At 32.3% G+C, this 18,097-nt stretch carries 17 protein-coding genes; all 17 read left to right on the forward strand.

Features of this window, described 5'->3' with window-relative positions; all coding sequences use genetic code 11:
- The first annotated feature begins 26 nt into the window (after positions 1–26).
- The 17 genes from HMPREF9225_RS02300 to HMPREF9225_RS02380 all read left to right on the forward strand — a co-directional run bounded on the left by HMPREF9225_RS02300 (position 27) and on the right by HMPREF9225_RS02380 (position 18,067).
- Entirely contained in the window at positions 27–389 is a 363-nt protein-coding gene (locus tag HMPREF9225_RS02300) for a hypothetical protein (RefSeq protein WP_008901317.1), read from the forward strand.
- Positions 389–2,260 (forward strand): hypothetical protein, encoded by a 1,872-nt coding sequence (locus tag HMPREF9225_RS02305; protein WP_008901318.1) that lies wholly within the window; start codon positions 389–391, stop codon positions 2,258–2,260. The genes HMPREF9225_RS02300 and HMPREF9225_RS02305 overlap by 1 nt, the downstream gene beginning before the upstream one ends.
- Positions 2,247–3,638, forward strand: coding sequence for a hypothetical protein (locus HMPREF9225_RS02310; protein WP_040551274.1), 1,392 nt, complete (start codon positions 2,247–2,249; stop codon positions 3,636–3,638). Before HMPREF9225_RS02305 ends, HMPREF9225_RS02310 begins: the two co-directional genes overlap by 14 nt.
- A 1-nt stretch (position 3,639) precedes the next feature.
- Positions 3,640–4,041 (forward strand): phage holin family protein, encoded by a 402-nt coding sequence (locus HMPREF9225_RS02315; protein WP_008901320.1) that lies wholly within the window; start codon positions 3,640–3,642, stop codon positions 4,039–4,041.
- A complete protein-coding gene (locus tag HMPREF9225_RS02320) occupies positions 4,042–4,851 on the forward strand; it encodes an N-acetylmuramoyl-L-alanine amidase (RefSeq protein ID WP_008901321.1) in 810 nt (269 codons plus the stop codon).
- 169 nt (positions 4,852–5,020) lie between these two features.
- Positions 5,021–5,614 (forward strand): TetR/AcrR family transcriptional regulator, encoded by a 594-nt coding sequence (locus HMPREF9225_RS02325; protein WP_040551275.1) that lies wholly within the window; start codon positions 5,021–5,023, stop codon positions 5,612–5,614.
- A gap of 20 nt (positions 5,615–5,634) precedes the next feature.
- Positions 5,635–6,567 carry an ABC transporter permease gene (locus tag HMPREF9225_RS02330; protein ID WP_008901323.1) on the forward strand — a complete coding sequence of 311 codons (933 nt, stop codon included), beginning with the start codon at positions 5,635–5,637 and terminating at the stop codon, positions 6,565–6,567.
- Positions 6,567–7,343, forward strand: coding sequence for an ABC transporter permease (locus tag HMPREF9225_RS02335; RefSeq protein WP_004816322.1), 777 nt, complete (start codon positions 6,567–6,569; stop codon positions 7,341–7,343). The genes HMPREF9225_RS02330 and HMPREF9225_RS02335 overlap by 1 nt, the downstream gene beginning before the upstream one ends.
- A gap of 4 nt (positions 7,344–7,347) precedes the next feature.
- A complete protein-coding gene (locus tag HMPREF9225_RS02340; RefSeq protein ID WP_040551276.1) occupies positions 7,348–8,130 on the forward strand; it encodes an ATP-binding cassette domain-containing protein in 783 nt (260 codons plus the stop codon).
- Entirely contained in the window at positions 8,112–8,822 is a 711-nt protein-coding gene (locus tag HMPREF9225_RS02345; protein WP_008901325.1) for an ATP-binding cassette domain-containing protein, read from the forward strand. Before HMPREF9225_RS02340 ends, HMPREF9225_RS02345 begins: the two co-directional genes overlap by 19 nt.
- A 2-nt stretch (positions 8,823–8,824) precedes the next feature.
- A complete protein-coding gene (locus tag HMPREF9225_RS02350; protein ID WP_008901326.1) occupies positions 8,825–10,459 on the forward strand; it encodes an ABC transporter substrate-binding protein in 1,635 nt (544 codons plus the stop codon).
- 100 nt (positions 10,460–10,559) lie between these two features.
- Positions 10,560–12,281, forward strand: a complete 1,722-nt coding sequence (locus HMPREF9225_RS02355) for an ABC transporter ATP-binding protein (protein ID WP_008901327.1) — start codon at positions 10,560–10,562, stop codon at positions 12,279–12,281.
- Complete coding sequence (locus tag HMPREF9225_RS02360) at positions 12,274–14,010, forward strand: ABC transporter ATP-binding protein (RefSeq protein ID WP_040551277.1); 1,737 nt, start codon at positions 12,274–12,276, stop codon at positions 14,008–14,010. The genes HMPREF9225_RS02355 and HMPREF9225_RS02360 overlap by 8 nt, the downstream gene beginning before the upstream one ends.
- A gap of 264 nt (positions 14,011–14,274) precedes the next feature.
- A complete protein-coding gene (locus tag HMPREF9225_RS02365; protein WP_008901329.1) occupies positions 14,275–14,484 on the forward strand; it encodes an SHOCT domain-containing protein in 210 nt (69 codons plus the stop codon).
- A gap of 59 nt (positions 14,485–14,543) precedes the next feature.
- Positions 14,544–16,106, forward strand: a complete 1,563-nt coding sequence (locus HMPREF9225_RS02370) for a recombinase family protein (RefSeq protein WP_008901330.1) — start codon at positions 14,544–14,546, stop codon at positions 16,104–16,106.
- Entirely contained in the window at positions 16,099–16,515 is a 417-nt protein-coding gene (locus HMPREF9225_RS02375; protein WP_008901331.1) for a recombinase family protein, read from the forward strand. The genes HMPREF9225_RS02370 and HMPREF9225_RS02375 overlap by 8 nt, the downstream gene beginning before the upstream one ends.
- The gene (locus HMPREF9225_RS02380) at positions 16,508–18,067 is read left to right on the forward strand and encodes a recombinase family protein (RefSeq protein WP_040551278.1); all 1,560 of its coding nucleotides are present in this window, start codon (positions 16,508–16,510) and stop codon (positions 18,065–18,067) included. Before HMPREF9225_RS02375 ends, HMPREF9225_RS02380 begins: the two co-directional genes overlap by 8 nt.
- Positions 18,068–18,097 lie beyond the last annotated feature (30 nt).

Consider the following 18,097-nt stretch of genomic DNA (forward strand, 5'->3'; position numbering starts at 1 on the left):
GCAGTGAATGGAGGTGTAGTCGTATAATGAAATATCAATCATATTTAATTATTGAAGGAGTAGACCTACCTCTACCAAATTCTTATGATTTGGAGTTTAGAGACATAGAGGCAGATACTGGAGGAGAGACAGAGGCAGGTACAATTCAGAGGGATATTGTTAGAAATAAAGTAGCGAGTATTTCTGTAAGTTTTTCTTGTAGTCCTAAACTTGTAAAGAGATTGAGTAGTCTTACTAACAAGTCTAACCTTAAAGTTAAATTCTTAGATACAGAAACATTGGAACTTAAAGAGACACAAATGTATATAGATAAATTTCAAGTCAAACTAATAAAAGATACTTCTTATAAAGGATTGTGGGAAGTATCTTTTTCATTGGAGGAGTACTGATGTATCCAACAAGCAATGAATATAAAACAGCAATTAAAAAGAATTCTCGTAAATTTTACTGGACGGGAAATCTCATCTTAAAAGATGAAACGACTATTCCCTTTACAAATAAGGATATTTTAAAAGGGTCTGGATATATCCATCGTTCTTGCTCTGGGTCTTCTGAACTTGAAATAGGGACAGTCTATGCTGGAGAATTTGGAATTAGTCTTTTTTCAAATATAGATAGGTATTCTCTAGAAGATTCTAAGCTAGAGCTTTTTTACCATCAAGAATTAGAAAATAAAAAGATAGAAACCATACCAATGGGAATCTTTGATGTTACTGAGGCAAATAGGTCAAAGAAGATTTTAGAGCTAAAAGGCTATGATTATATGCTTAGGTTTGATAAGAACTTCCCAGTAACAGATACCTTTGGCACAGCCTTTGAACTACTAAGTCTTTCATGTGAGAAGTGCAAGGTAGAACTAGGTATGACAGAAGATGAGGTAAAAGCTTTTGTAAATGGTGAGGAAGTTTTGGCAATTTATCAAGACCACGATATAGAAACTTACAGGGACTTTATTCACTATATAGCATCAACCCTTGGTGCTTTTGCACAGGTCTCTCGTGATGGGAAATTGGTTTTTAAAAAGTATGCAGAAAGCATATCAACTGAAATTAAAACGAGAGAAAGATTTTCTTCATCAATATCAGATTTCAAGACAAGATATACGGCTATCAACTCAACAAATGCAAAGACTAAAATAGCTGAATACTACTCTTTAGAAAATGATGATGGTCTAACTATGAATCTTGGAATAAATCCGCTGATGCAGTTAGGACTTCCAGAAAAAAGAAAAAGAATGTGTGTGGCACTTCTTACTGAAATTTGTAAGATTCATCACACACCTTTTGACATGGTGACTATAGGAGACCCAAGCCTTGATGTTGGAGATAGGATAGCTATCTCTTACGAAGAAGAAAAAATTGAAGGGCTTATTACTGACATTGAATACAAGATAAATGGTAAGCACAGAATTTTAGGAGTTGGGAAGAATCCATATTTATCAAAGGCGAAAAGTAAGAATGATAAAAATATAGTCGGACTTTTAAATCAGATTGAATCTGAAAAATTAGTTGTTCATGCCTATTCTAATTACTCTGCCTTTAATCTTTCTACCACAGATACACCAATAATTCGTATAGAATTTGCCTCCAACAAAGAAACGGAGGCAATTTTTAATGCCACTATCTTGTTAAATATAATTTGTGATACTGAAGAAAAAACTAGAAAGATATCAAGAAAGGTCAAGAAACAAGTAGAGGTTTTAAATAATGATGGAAAATCCTATGATCCTCCAAAATTTGAAGAAAAAGAAGAAGTAGAGGAGTTGGACTTTATTGAAAATATAGAAATACCAACAAGGCTTGTTATTACTTACATTTTTAATGATACAAAAATAGAACATCACATTCCAAAAGAAACCTACCTAAGTGGTGACCATATTCTAAATCTTTTTTATCCATTAACTAAACTACAAGAAAAGACGATGAACAACTTCTCAGTATTAATTAGGCTTGAATCAGGGCAAGCTATGATAGGTAAAGATAATGCTATTGCAGCTATATCTGGTCAATCCCTAGGTTCTACAGAGACTTGGGATGGAAAGCTTAAAATTGATGAATCTTGGAAGAAGATAGAACTTAGCCATTCATTTCTTTTTAGGAAACTTAAAGCAGACTACAAAGTAGAAAGACAAATACCAACACCGATTATATTAAATGAAAAGGTAGGAAGATTTAAATATCAAGGATTAATGATTGGGAAATATAAAGAAGAAATTACTACAGAATTTAAAGATAAGGAGGAAGGAAATGCTCAAGGGTAAATCAGTCATCGAACTAACTGATGTGAGGACAAATACAAAGGAGATTTATGAAGATGAAAACCTAATAACTAATGCAGTCCCAGATTTATTAAGGCTCAATCCATCAGGACTTATGTATCCATTAGATAATGGAACAGTTCAGTTTAAAGATGAAATATTTCCCATAGCTAATAAATGTTATGGTGGAATATTATTATTTGAAAATCCCTTGGAGGAGGATCCAAATAAAATAATTGCACCTTCAGACAATCCAATTATTGGTTATGCATCAAATGATGTTAATGATACTGACAATTCCAAAAGAGGATCTGCTAACTTGACGGAATCCAAACCAATAGATAGAGGATATAAGTTTGTATGGGACTTTTCAACCTCACAAGGAAATGGAAGGATTTCGTCCTTAGCTTTAACTCATTATAGAGGAGGCAAAAGCTTTTATGGAAACTCTTATGACAGGGAATCAGGAATTCTTATGTTAAACAAGGTTAGTACAAAAACAGACAAAGCTGTTCTATCTTATTATGCAGGTCTTGTTGAAGTAAACTTAAAAGACCAAAGTTTTTATTCTATTTGGCCTATGCCTGATAGACAAATTCAAATAGCTAGAATTAAGGAGTCATTTTTCAATATCGGACTTAATGATACGATTTTAGGTATGCCTACACAAGATGTTGAAGTAAATTACATTAAACCTGAAAAATTTTTCCCTAGTAGATATAGCATTAACTGTTCCTTCCATGATGGGGAAGATGGATATTGGTATGGATTTTCAACGGAGGGGGAAACGAACAGCAGGGGAAATGCTGAAATATACACGATAAAAATAAAGAAAGATGATTTTTCATTTACGGAGGATAAATGGACTTTGGAAAATGTACAACTAATGTATATAGGACGGTATCCTAGTTCAGAAAATGAAAGCCACTATCGAACGATAGCTAGCGTTGTTAGAGGCAAATATTTGTATTGTTTAAATTACAAAAAAAATGGTGTTTATAAAATAAATATTAATAATCCAGTTGATATTACATTAATTAATCTGGAAAGCGAAGTCGATATTTTAAGAGGAGAGTATACAAATCAGTATTTTTACAAATATGGAGATTATGTAGCAACCAGGCAGTTTTTAATTGATAAAAATGACAATGTTATTTATACAGCTAATGTTGATATGAAGTTTTTAACTACGCCTTTAATTAATATTGGTCCATTTATGATTGGTTTTGATACCGATGCAGGTTATGGAAATTATACTCTTTATAAACTTCTATTCCTTCACACGCAATATCTTGGAACAATTAACAACCTATCAAGTCCAATATTAAAAACGGCAGATAAGACAATGAAAATAACTTATACATTAACTGAGGAGGAATGAAATGAACAAATTCTTTGAAATACTAAAAGTATGTTTTACAGCTATCGGAGGATGGTTGGGATTTTATCTTGGAAGTGTAGATGCTTTTATCTACACACTACTTGCTTTTGTAATAGCTGACTATTTGACAGGAGTTTTAAGAGCAGGGGTCGAAAGAAAACTATCCTCATCCATAGGGTTTAAAGGGATAGCTAAAAAGATTATGATTTTTATAGTTGTGGGAATCGCAAATCTATGTGACGTAAATTTAATTAAAGGTGATGGAACAATGATAAGAACAGCCATCATCTTTTTTTATATAGCTAATGAAGGGCTTTCTATTTTGGAAAATTCTGTGGCTCTAGGTTTGCCAGTACCAGAAAAGTTAAAGACGTTATTAGAACAATTTAAGGAGGAAAAATAAATGAGTAATAGTCCATTAGCACAAGCAACAATTCTCTCGCCTAACCATAGTGGAAGAAGAAATCAAAAGATAACAAAAATTGCGATACACCATGCTGCTGGAGTTATAAATGGTAGAAATCTTGCTGGAATATTTGTGCCAAGGTCAAGACGAGCATCAGCTAACTATAATTTAGGATCTGATGGAGTAATTGTTTTAGGAGTTGATGAATCTAACAGAGCGTGGACAACCTCATCTTCCTGGTGTGACAATAGAGCAGTAACAATTGAAGTAGGAAACTCTACTAGAGGACCTCAGTGGTTGGTGTCTGATTATGTTTTAAATAGACTGATTGATTTAGTGACAGACATCTGCAGAAGAAATGGAATCTATCCTTGTACCTATACTGGAGGCAAAGATGGCGTCCTTCAAAAACACGAGTGGTATAAAAACACAAATTGTCCTGGTCCATATCTAGGCAGCAAGTTTCCATATATTGCAAGCGAGGTTAATAAAAAGCTTAGAGGCGATAAGACAGTTAGTAAACCAGTAGGTGGACTATATAGAGTTAGAAAATCCTGGTCTGATCCTAAAAGTCAGAAAGGGGCATTTAAGAATTTAGAAAATGCCAAAAGATGTGCCGATAGATTTGGATTAAAGATATTTGATGCAAATGGCAAAATAGTTTATCCAGTTGGCAAGACAATCGACCAATTAGCAAGGGAAGTTATAAGTGGAAAATGGGGTAATGGAGAAGAGAGAAAAAGAAGGTTAACTAATGCTGGATATGATTATTATGTTATCCAGAGAAGAGTGAATCAATTAGTTTAATACAATAATTAAAGCCTGATAGATTTCTAATTTAGAAGTTTATCAGGCTTTTGTTTTTTTAAAACTATAATACTCTATTTTTAGGACGAGGCATTGAAATTAATTATCAAATGAGTTAAAATAAAACTGACGGTAGCGTCGGAATTATTTATTGACGGGAGATAAAGTTTTGAATGATAAAAAATTGAAAGTAGGAGAAAAAAGGAAGTTAGAAATTCTGGAAGCGGCAAAGAAATGTTTCTTAGATAAGGGTTTCCAAAATACAACTATGGAAGATGTTATAGAAAAAGTAAGTTTAAGTAAAGGTGGTGTTTACTATCATTATGGATCAACCTATGAAATGATTTATGATTTTATGAAATCAGGTATCAAATATAGAGGAGAAAAAAACAAAACTATCGACACATCTAAGTTAACGAGTTTAGACGCAATTACTGAGATGATGATGGAAAGAATTTATGATGAAAATGAATTTAAAAGCATCTATGCAATTTTTTTGAAACTACAAAATGAAGATAAAAGATTGTGTGAAATGTTTAAAAATTTAAAAGAAACAAACACAGAAATTTTATCGGCTGCATTTCCTCCAAACGATAAACTCTCATCTATTTTTGAAGATGAGTTTTTAGTGACCTTTGTAAATACTTTGATTTTAGGATATGAAAGTTTAAATCAAAAAGAAATATTTATTGAAAATAAAGAAACAATCAAAAAGATGTTAGAAGAATATTTGAAAAATAAATTTCCTGAATTATTAGGCTGATTTTAAATTATGGTATAAAAATGAATATTAAAAAGACATTTTTAAAAAAATTTTATGAGCTAATAATGACATTATTAATTGTTAGCGTATTGTCATTTGTTTTAATGAAATTATCTCCCGTAGATCCAGCTACTGCATATGCTAAAAGACATATCGGAAGTCCATCACCTGAGCAAATTGAAGAAGTAAGAATAAGATTTGGTTTTGACAAACCTGTATATAAGCAATATTTTAACTGGATTAAAAATCTTTTTTCTTTAGACTTAGGACAGTCTTTAAGCAATGGCAAACCAGTCTGGGATAATATAATGTTGGCTTTGCCAAAAACTTTATCTGTTGTTTTCTTTTCCGCAATATTGCAGGTAATTTTAGTATTATCTTTGGGATGTATTACTTTCTTATGGAAGAGCAAGATAATCAATAAGCTTATAAATCTTTTATGCCTTATTGGTGTTTCAATTCCTAGCTTTTATATTGCTATTATCTTACTTGATATATTTGCAGTAAAGTGGAATTTGCTATCAGTAGCAGGTAATATTGGCATTACAAACTATCTACTTCCTGCAATAACTTTAGGGATATTTGGGGCATCTTTTTATTATCCACTATTTAAAGATGCTTTAGACAAAGAGAATGGTGAATATTATATTATGTTTTTTAGAGCAAATGGTCTAAAGGAATTTACTTTGTTCGTGAAACATATATTGCCAAACTCGATAGTAAAGTTAATCCCAAATTTCTTTCAGAGTATTGGACTTATGATTGCAAATGTTGCAATAGTTGAGGGAGTTTTTTCTATTCCAGGATTTGGATATTTGATTGTAAATTCTGTAATAAATCGTGATGCAACGATGATTCATGGGTTGGTTTTCTTTTTAGCATTATTTATTGCACTTGCTAATATAATATCAGATTTGATAAACGATCTTTTGATAAAGGAAAGGGGAGATTAATGAAAATAAACAAAAGGACATTATTTCCTTTCCTAGTGATTTTATTTATATTTTTTGGAAGTTTTTTTGCCCCTAATGATCCCTTAGAAGTTAATCTTCCCCTTAGATTTGCAAATCCAAGTTCTAAGTATCTTTTGGGAAATGATAGCATGGGCAGGTGCGTTTTATCGAGAATACTTTACGGGGGGAAAACTACATTATTTATGGTTATGACGGCATCAATTATTGTTTTTACTTTAGGTTTGCTTTTAGGTACACTAACGTCAAAAGTTACCATGAAAAAGAATGTAATAGTAGATTCGATTATTAATGCTGTAACGGCTATACCACCAATTGCTTATTTAATCATATTTATAGCATCTTGGGGAAATGGAATAAAAACTACATTAATCGCTTTGGTTGTTTCATATATATTGAGATTTTTAAGACTTGTTAGAACTCAAATAAATATTGAATATGATAAAGCTTATTGCACTTGTATGATTTCACTTGGTGCTTCAAAGACTAGGTTGGTTCTAGTTCATATACTACCAAATATATTATTAGATTTAGTTCATTATATTTGTTTGTCCTGTGCGGATATGATTTTAGCAATTACTGGTTTTTCATTTATAGGAATTGGACTTGGAGAAAATGTTGTGGAGTGGGGTTCTATGATTTTAGAAGCGAGAGATTCAATATTTATTAAGCCAGAACTCATAATTTACCCGATTTTTGCAGTTTTTATTACTACAATGTCTTTTAATATTATTGCAAAAGAAGCGAATAGAAGGTGAAGATATGATTTTGGTTAATCAATTACAAGTTACAGATAAAAAAGGAAACAATCTTTTAAATAATATTTCTCTTAGAATCCCTATGGGAAAAATTATTGGTCTCACTGGACCCAGTGGTGCTGGGAAGACTACATTAGTAAACACAATACTTGGGATTTTATCAGAGGATTTAAAAGTAAGTTCTGGGAATATTACTATAGATGATTTCGATATATTTGAAAAAGATAGTATCAATATCAAAAATAGAAATATCGCATTTATTCCTCAACTTCCCATGATTTCTTTTGACAAAAGGAAAAAAATAAAAAGTCAAATGATTGAAATTTATATTGCTAATCTTAATATAAATAAATCAGAAGCATTAAGTATAGCAAAAGATAAGCTCAAAAGCGTAAATCTTGAATATGAAAGAGTTTTAGATTCATATCCAACTGAACTTTCAGGAGGCATGATTCAGCGTGTGATATTAGCAATTTCTATGGGACTAAATACTGATTATATAATTGCTGATGAACCAACATCAGCATTAGATAATTATAACTCATCATTATTTTTTGAATTGATTAAAGCAAATTTCAAAGGCAAAGGAATTTTATTGATAACACACGATGCCGAAATTCTTAAAAAATATAGCGACTGCATCTATGTGATAGAAAATGGGTGTGTTATAGAAAAGGGGAGTAGTGAAGATATATTTGAAAATCCTAAAGAGGAATGGACAAGAAAATTTGTTAAATGTAGTCAGAAGATATTAGATTCTGGAGGTGAATGGGAGTGGACGAAATAGCTATGAGTAATGTTAGTCTTTCTTTTGAAACAGTAAAGGGGACATTTAAAGCTCTAGATCAAATTTCCTTTTCACTTAAAAGGGGAGATAACTTAAGTTTAATTGGTGAAAGCGGATCTGGTAAAAGCACCATTGCAAAAGCATTAATAGGATTAGAAAGAATAGATGAAGGATCTATACTCTATGATTCTGTAGATATCTCAAAATTAAAATTAAAAAAAATAAGAAAATATAGAAAAAATATCCAATCTGTTTTCCAGGATACATCTGGTACTTTAAATCCTGGTATAAGCACTTTTAAAAATTTGGAAGAAGGGCTTATCAATTTAACAAACTTGTCGAAAAAGGAAAGAAAGGAAAAGGTGTTATTATTTTGCGAGGATTTACATTTAAAAAAGGAAATATTAGATGTGCCCGTTCACCAACTATCTGGAGGTGAGCAAAGAAGATTGTCGCTCATAAGAGCCCTTATGGTTAATCCTGATTTTTTAATACTAGATGAGGTTACGGCTGGGCTTGACTTACTGACGATTGAAAAAGTATTAAACTTACTTTTTTATTATCAATCTAAACATAGTATTTCTTATATTTTTATCACTCATGATATAAATCAAGCAAAACAGATTTCAAATTATATCATAGAGATAAAGAAAGGAAAAATATTGAGAGAAGGAAAATTGCAAAGGAGATAGAAATGATCAAACTTAGAAAAAATATGATGGTTTTATTGGCACTTGTATTTAGTTTTTCAATTTTACTAGGAGGTTGCCAAAAGAATCAAGAAAAAGCACAAGAAAATTCAAATGTAGCAAGTGAAAACACAAAAGATGAAAGCAAGAAGGTTTTAACCTTATGTACTGCTAAAGAACTTACAAACCTTACGACTTTAACAATGAATAAGGAAAATAATATGGCTTGTGGTTTGATTTATGAAACCCTAGTAGCTTATGAAAACGGTGAAATTGTACCAAAACTTGCTGAAAGCTTTGAATATAAAGATGGTGGCAAAACTTTAGTCTTTAAATTAAAGGATGGGGTAAAGTTTTCAGATGGTGAAGATTTTAATGCTGATGCAGTAAAAAAGATATTAGATTTTGATAAGTCTAACCCTAATTTTGCAGGCATTAGGGCTGTTGCAGAGATAAAATCAACAGAAGTTATTGATGATAATACGATTGCTGTTCACTATGAAAATCCGTCTAAATTTTATATAAATGGCTTTTGTTTCCAAAATGTATTGGGGATGCCATCTCCAAAGTCATTTACTGAGGGAAACTTTGAGACATTTAACGAAAATATAGGAACAGGTCCTTATGTATATGAAGAATTTAAATCTGGAGAATATACAAAATTTGTTAGAAATGAAAATTATCATGGGGAAAAACCTTATTATGATGAAGTTATTGTCAAATATATTCCTGATGCTTCCTCAAGACTTCAAGCCTTAAATAAGGGGGAAATAGATTTAATTTATGGAGCAGATTTAATAAATTATGATGACTTCAAAAAAGGTTCTGAAATTAAGGATGTTACTGGAGAAGTCAATAAAAATAGGACTTTGACTAAGAATCTAATTTTGAATCCAAGTAAAAAAGAATTAGAAGATTTAAAAGTTCGCCAAGCAATTAATTATGCAATTAACAAAAAAGACATTGTCGACAGTTTAACATACTCATATGAAGATGTAGCTGAAACTTTATTCCCTAAAGATGTAGCTTATTGTGATGCAAATTATCCAACTATTTATAGTTATGCTCCTGAAAAGGCAAATAGCTTGCTAGATGAAGCGGGTTGGAAACTCAATAAAGATACAGGAATTAGAGAAAAGGACGGAAGTCCATTAAAGCTTCAATATGTTTACTGGTCAGATTTAGTACTTGCTAAGGAAACTGCACTTGCAATAAAGACGCAATTAAAAGAAGTAGGTATAGATGTTGACCTAGTTGAAAAAGATCAAATGTCATGGTGGACAGATGGTATAAAGGGAGAATTCCATTTGACAACCTGGAATACAGAGGGTTCTTATACTGAACCTCATAAGTTCTTACAAGAATCAATCACTGAAATGGATCCACATTTGATGCCGTTAAAAGCACTTTCTGATTCAAACATATATATTGATGCAATAAAGAAGGCTTCCACTTCTACAAACGAAGGGGAGATTAAAGATAATATACAAAAAGCTATAGTATATTCAAACGAAAACGCTATGGATTTGCCTCTTTCTTATTCAAAAGAAATGATTTTGTATAGAAATGACAAAATTGGTGGATATGAATTTACAAGTACACCACAATTTTTCAATATTTATAGTGTAAAAGCTAAATGAGAATAGGTTAATAAATTGAATTTAAGGCAGGTCTATCTATAAAGTAGTGAATGGATAGACCTATCTTATTATTACGAAGTTTTATTAAGGAGGGGATTTGATGGATCTAATAAAACAATATGTAAAAAAGAGAAAAGGCTCATATTTTATGTCAATCTTACTGGCAATAATTGGAGTGGTGGCAGGGGTTTTTTCCTATATATACATGGCGAAAATTATTGTGAATTTGATTAATGGCATAAGGGATATGAGCTTATACACTCCACTTTGCATAAGTATTTTAATAACATTTGTTATTAAAGAAGTGGCAGCTGGAATATCAACAAGTATTTCCCATACCGCAACTTTTAACTCATTAGGAGAAATTAGAAATGATATTTCCAAAAAATTATTTAAGATGCCGCTGGGAGATGTACTATCAAGATCATCTGGAGAATTAAAAAATATTATAGTTGAGCAAGTTGATTCTATGGAAACATCCCTTGCCCACTTAGTCCCAGAATTTACTGCAAATTTAGTAGGACCTGTCTTATTATTTATTTATATGTTTACCTTAGATTGGCGATTGACCTTGCTATCACTAATTCCATTTGTGGTGGGAATGGCTACTATGATGTCTGTTATGAATGCTCATTATAAGGAAATGTTTGGAAAGTCAGTTTCCATTGGTCAACATATGAATAATTCCATTGTTGAGTATATAAATGGGATAGAAGTAATAAAGACATTTAATCAAAGCGAATCATCTTATAAAAAATATGCTGATGCAGTTTATGACAATGCAAGCTTTTATTATAACTGGATGGGTGAATCTATGAATAGGGTTGCCATAGGTAGATTACTTTCTCCTATGGGAATTATTACAATCATACCCTTTGGGATTTTATTTTATATAAATGGAAGTATTGATTTAGGAAATTTAATTACCTTAATCGTCTTATCCTTCGCTACGGTTTCTAGCATTTTAAAGATCATGAACTATATGGACGATATGTCAAGAATATCAACTATAACTTCTGAAATAGGAAAAATTTTAGATTCAAGAGAGTTAGAAAATATTGACAAGGGAGAAAAAATAGAATCCTATAATATAGAACTTCAAGACGTAGACTTTTCCTACGATGGAAAAAATAAGGTTATAGATAATCTTTCTATGGAAATAAAAGAATCTAATGTTTCAGCCCTCGTTGGTCCTTCTGGGTCAGGTAAGTCCACAATAGCAAAACTCATTGCGGGATTTTGGAATGTAGATAAGGGATCTATTAAAATTGGCGGAGTAGAAACAAAAGATGTGTCGCTCGAAAACTTGTCTTCACTTATTTCTTTTGTATCCCAAGACAATTTCCTCTTTGATATGACTATAAAGGAAAATATAAGGCTTGGAAATAAGAATGCCTCTGACGAAGAAATTATAGATGTATGTAAAAAATCTGCCTGCCATGATTTTATTATGAATCTATCTAATGGTTATGATACAAGAGTTGGTGAAGGTGGAGGTCATCTGTCTGGAGGAGAAAGACAAAGAATATCTATTGCTCGTGCCATGCTAAAGAATGCACCAATCGTAATTTTAGATGAAGCAACTTCTTATATAGATCCTGAAAATGAAGCTCTCATACAAAACGCCTTGGCAAATCTAGTTAAGGGTAAAACTTTAATCATAATCGCTCATAGGTTAAAGACAATTGTTGATGCAGATAGGATATTTGTTATTAAAGATGGCAAATTAAATTCTTATGGTACTCATGAAGAACTATTAAAGTCATCAGAACTTTATAAGGAAATGTATGCTGCAAATTTAAGGGGTGATGAAAATGCTTAATGTGTTTAAAAAGATATGGAATTTTTCAAAAGAAGAACAGCTAAATATTAAGAAATCTATTCTCGCTGGATTTTTGCACGCAGTATTTAATGCCCTTGAGTTTGGTGCAATTTACTATATGCTAGTAAATATATTTTCTAAAACTTTAGACTATAAGGCAATCTTTATTTGTCTCGGCATATTAGTCATATCTCTTGTTGGCAAAATTATGACACTAAAAATTTCACAGATGGCACAGACTCATGCAGGATATTTTATGGCAGCTCACAAGAGAATAGAAATAGGAGAAAAGATAAAAAGAGTTCCTATGGGTTTCTTTTCAAGCTTTTCACTAGGAAGATTAACTACTATTGCTACATCTTCACTTTCCCAAGCAGAAATGTGGGTGCCTATGCTTTTGGTTCTTGTACTTGGTGGAGTTTTAAATACTTTAGTCTTTGTCCTTGGAACTTTAATTTTTAACGTAAAGGTAGGACTGGTTGCTGTAGCAGGTGTGGTAGTATTTTTCATCGTTACATCAATGATGGAGAAAAAATCATCAGCTAATGCAGATAAAATGACAGAAACACAAACAAGACTTACAAAAGAAGTATTAGCAACTTTACAAGGTATGCAGGTTATAAAATCCTATAATCTTGGTGGAGAAAATAACAGGGCTTTGAGAAAGTCTATAAAAGACACATCAAGAATACTTTTAGACCTGGAGAAATCTGTAGCACCATACACAGTTATTCAAAGAATTGTAATGGGAATAACAACAGTAGCTATGGTCTATGTATCATTAAAATTAAATTTATCTGGTGAACTTCCACTTGCTGAAACAATTCTTATGATTATGGCATCCTTTATTATCTTTGAAGGCTTAATCGGGGCAGGATCAAACATGGCAATCCTAAGAGCTTGCGAAAATGCCATAGATTCAGTTGGTTTTATAGACTCAATGCCTGATATGAGAGAAGGAAGTATTACAGAGCCTATAAAAAATCATGATATATTCTTTAAAAATGTTTCTTTCTCTTATGATGATAGACCAATTTTAAAAAATGTATCAGCAGAGATAAAAGAAAATACTATGACTGCCATTGTCGGCCCATCTGGATCAGGTAAGACAACATTTTGTAATCTCATAGCGAGATTTTGGGATGTAAATTCTTGCGAAATTTTAATAGGTGGAAAAAATATTAAGGATTATAATATAGAAAATCTTATGAATTCAATTTCCATGGTATTTCAAGACGTCTATCTCTTTGAAGACACTATTGAAAACAATATAAAATTTGGAAAACAAAATGCAAGCCATGAAGAAGTAGTTCAAGCTGCAAAAAAAGCAAGATGTCATGAATTTATAGAAGCTTTACCAGAAGGATATGACACTATCATTGGGGAAGGTGGAGCAAGCCTATCTGGTGGAGAAAAACAAAGAATCTCCATAGCCAGAGCCATGCTAAAAGACGCGGACATCATAATATTTGATGAAGCAACAGCAAATATAGACCCAGAAAATGAAGATAAACTTAAAGAAGCAATAGAATCATTAACAAAAAATAAGACAGTAATAATGATTGCTCATAGGTTAAAGACAATTAGAAATGCTGACCAGATTTTAGTATTAAAAGATGGAGAAATAGTAGAACGTGGAAATCATGAAGAACTGATTAAGAATGATGGACTTTATTCTGACCTTATAAATGCAAAAGCTAAGGCGGAATCTTGGAAATTAAATAATTGATTAAACGATAGATAACGAGACTGGTATTAGGCTAGTCTCTTTTTTTGCCCTATTAACAGGAGTGTGCACTTACATAAAATACTAAGTAAAACTTATATTTATTGGTATTCGTACAGGAATACTGATAGGTCTTTTTTCATCTAAATTTTTTAATTATTTAAATTTTACTCAAAACTACTTCCTTTGTCCTAAGGAATATAGAGGAAAGAAAATTAAGGTTAAAAATAGACCTGATTTCTTTGCCTGTGATATAGGAGGTGGAGTATGAAAGTAAAAAAGCTTGAAGGTGAAAAAGAAGTTGTAAAATCTGAATACACAGAAAGGGATTTAAAGGCAGAGCTTAACTTTTATCTATCGGATAAGTTCATCCAAGATCTATTTTTGTTAGACGAAATCAGCCTTGAAGAATATAGAAAAATCAGGAGAGAAAACATTAAAAAATTCAGACCTATTCTTTCAGAATTACTGCTATAAGACTTGATAAATACTCACTTGTACGGGAATATAGCACTAGCAGAAAGGAGGTTGAATGGATGAAAAAGATAACAAAAATAGAAGCTAATCAAAAAGAAGAATCTACATTAAGAGTTGCTGCCTATGCAAGAGTATCGACTGATGAAGACGCTCAGCTTGTAAGCCTTAAAACGCAAAAGGCACACTACGAAAAGATTATATCTGAGAACAAGTCATACACTTTTGCAGGCCTATACTTTGATGAAGGCATAACTGGAACAAAGAAAGAATGCAGAGACGGTCTTTTAAAAATGCTAAAAGATTGTGAAGACGGAAAAATAGACTTTATCCTAACCAAATCAATTTCAAGGCTTGCAAGAAACACAACAGATTGTTTGGAAATAGTAAGAAGACTCCTTGACCTAAATATTGGCATCTATTTTGAAAAAGAAAATATTGATACCAGAACTATGGAAAGTGAGTTGATGTTATCCATACTTTCATCCCTTGCAGAAAGTGAATCCAGGTCTATTTCTGAAAATAATAAGTGGTCCATAAAGAAAAGATTTCAAAATGGAACTTTCATTATTTCAAGCCCACCTTATGGCTATGAGAACATAGACGGGAAGATGGTAGTGAACGATGAGGAAGGAAAAATAATAAAAGAAATATTTGAAGAGTATCTTTCAGGTAAGGGAACACATAAAATTGCAGAAGACTTAAATAAGAGAAAGATTAAAGGACAAAGAGGAGCAAGCTGGCACGGATCAACTATAAACGGAATCTTAAAAAATGAAAAATATACAGGTGATGTCATCTACCAAAAGACCTATACAGACGATAGTTACAAGAGACACAAGAATGATGGAGAAGAAGACCAGTATAAGATAATAGATAACCATGAAGCCATTGTAAGTAGAGAGGAATTTGAGAAAGTACAAGAATTAATAAGACTTAGAGCCATAGCAAAAGGAAATGGAGAAGACACTAAAAGATATCAAAATAGATATAGCCTATCAGGGAAAATCAAGTGTGGCGAGTGTGGTTCAACCTTTAAAAGAAGACATCACTATAATGGCAAAGATAAATATATAGCCTGGACTTGTAGTGAACACCTAAAAGATATCAATAAGTGCTCCATGAAGTTTATTAAAGACAAGGACATTAGACTAGCTTTTGTAACTTTAGTCAATAAGCTAATCTTTGGAAAAGATAGCATCCTTACACCACTCTTAGAATCCTTAAAGAGAGTGGACAGCACGGAAGAAGTTGAGAAGATAAATAAAATAGAAGAAAGTCTAGAACAACTAAAGGAAAGAAAAGAGGTCCTAAACAAACTAATAACTTCGGGAGTTTTAGATGCAAGTATTTACGCAAAAGAAAGCAGTGAGATTTCAGGCGAAGAAAATTATCTACTCAAAGAAAAGGAAAGAAGTAAAAAAGCTATCCTTGGAAATGATGAAGAAATAAGAGAACTTGAAAAGTTAATAGGAATCTTAGGAAAAAGTGAAATGATAGATCACTTTGAAGATGACTTGCTTGAAGAAATCATTGATCACATACAGGTTGTCAATAGAGAGACTCTTGATTTTCATTTAAAGTGTGGACTTGTACTAAGAGAGGAAGTGAAAGAAGATGTCTAGGTTATGCTATGGCTATACCATAAGAGACGGAAGATTAGAAGTTCAAGAAAAAGAAGCGGAGAATATAAGAAAAATCTTTAAAAATTATCTTGCTGGCAATGCCCTTATAAAGTCGGCAGAACTTGTAGGTCTAAAGAAAAACAGCTCAAGCGTAAAAAGAATCCTAACCAATAAAAAGTATTTAGGAAATGACACCTATCCCAAGATAATAGATAGAGAAAGTTATGAAAAGGCAGGTCAAATGTTAAAAGAAAGGGCAGTGGCCATGGGACGAGTTTGGGAAAAAGAAGAAGAGATTATTAAAGTTCCTTGTAAGTTTAGATATAAGGAAGGAGAGACTTTGCCTCTATATCCTTTTGAGAGAGCAAGTTATAAGTATAGGTTAATCGAGGTGATAGATGATGAATAGCAAGGTTATAGTCATACCAGCGAAGAAGAAAAAAGGAAATTCCATCAAGGAATCAGAAAAGAAGAAGCTTAGAGTCGCAGCCTATGCAAGGGTATCAACAGATAGCGATGAACAAGCAACTTCCTATGACACTCAAGTAGACCACTACACAAATTATATTAAGAAAAAACCAGATTGGGAATTTGTAGGAGTTTTTTCTGACGAGGGAATCAGTGGAACTTATACTAAGAAAAGAGCTGGCTTTAATAAAATGATTGAAGAAGCCATGAAAGGAAACATCGACTACATCATCACAAAGTCCATATCGAGGTTTGCCAGAAATACGCTAGACTGCTTAAAGTACATTCGTAAGCTAAAAGAAAACAACATCCCAGTTTACTTTGAAAAAGAAAACATCAACACTATGGATGCCAAGGGGGAAGTTCTCCTAACTATTATGGCATCTCTTGCTCAACAGGAAAGTCAGTCCTTATCACAAAATGTGAAGTTAGGCTTTCAATATAGATTTCAACAAGGTCAAGTCCAGGTAAACCATAATAGGTTCTTAGGCTACACAAAAGACGAAGACGGAAAACTTGTCATAGTTCCTGAAGAAGCAAAAATAGTAAAAAGGATCTACAGAGAATACTTGGAAGGAGCAAGCCTAAGAGACATAAAGGTAGGACTTGAAAAAGATAAGATAATAAATGGAGCAGGAAATAAGAAGTGGCATGTATCAAACCTCAATCAAATATTAACCAATGAGAAATATATGGGAGATGCTCTCCTGCAGAAAACATACACAGTAGATTTTCTGAATAAGAAAAGAGTAAAAAATGATGGCATTGCGCCTCAGTATTATGTAGAAAATAGCCACGAAGCCATCATTCCAAAAGAAATCTTCATGCGAGTTGGAGAAGAAATGTACAGACGAGCTAATATGGTAAGTGGCAAAGGGAAGAGAAGAATTTATTCAAGCAAATATGCCCTTTCAAGTATTGTCTATTGCTCTAAATGTGGGGATATTTACAGGAGAATTGCTTGGAACAACAGAGGAAAAAAATACATCGTCTGGAGGTGTTGTACAAGAGTAACCCATGGACCAGATGCCTGTCATGCAAGAACTGTAAAAGAAGAAGACCTACAAGAATCAGTTGTAGAAGCCATAAATCAACTTATATCTGAAAGCAGTGAATTAAAAGAAATAATAAAAGAGAATATTGAAAAAGCCATCACAGGTGATGGAAGTAGCAGGATAGAAACAATAGACAAAGAAATGCTGGAGGTTCAAGAAAAACTTTTAAAAGTTGCTAATGCCAAGAAAGACTACACAGACCTTGCAGACAGGGTGGAAGAGTTAAGGAATGAGAAAGAAAAGTTACTCCTAAATATGGCAGAAGAGAAGAATGAACAAAGCAGGCTAAAGGAATTAGAAGAGTTTTTAGAAAATCAAAAATTAGAAATAGAAAGCTATGATGAAGAATTGGTAAGGAGACTGATAGAGAAGATAGTGGTTTATGATGAGAAATTAAAAGTAGTATTTAAATCTGGACTTGAAGTTGAGATTAATTAGTAAACAGCTCATATTATAGGGCTGTTTTTG

It is taken from the genome of Peptoniphilus duerdenii ATCC BAA-1640 (assembly GCF_000146345.1).
Classification (GTDB): Bacteria; Bacillota; Clostridia; order Tissierellales; family Peptoniphilaceae; genus Peptoniphilus_B; species Peptoniphilus_B duerdenii.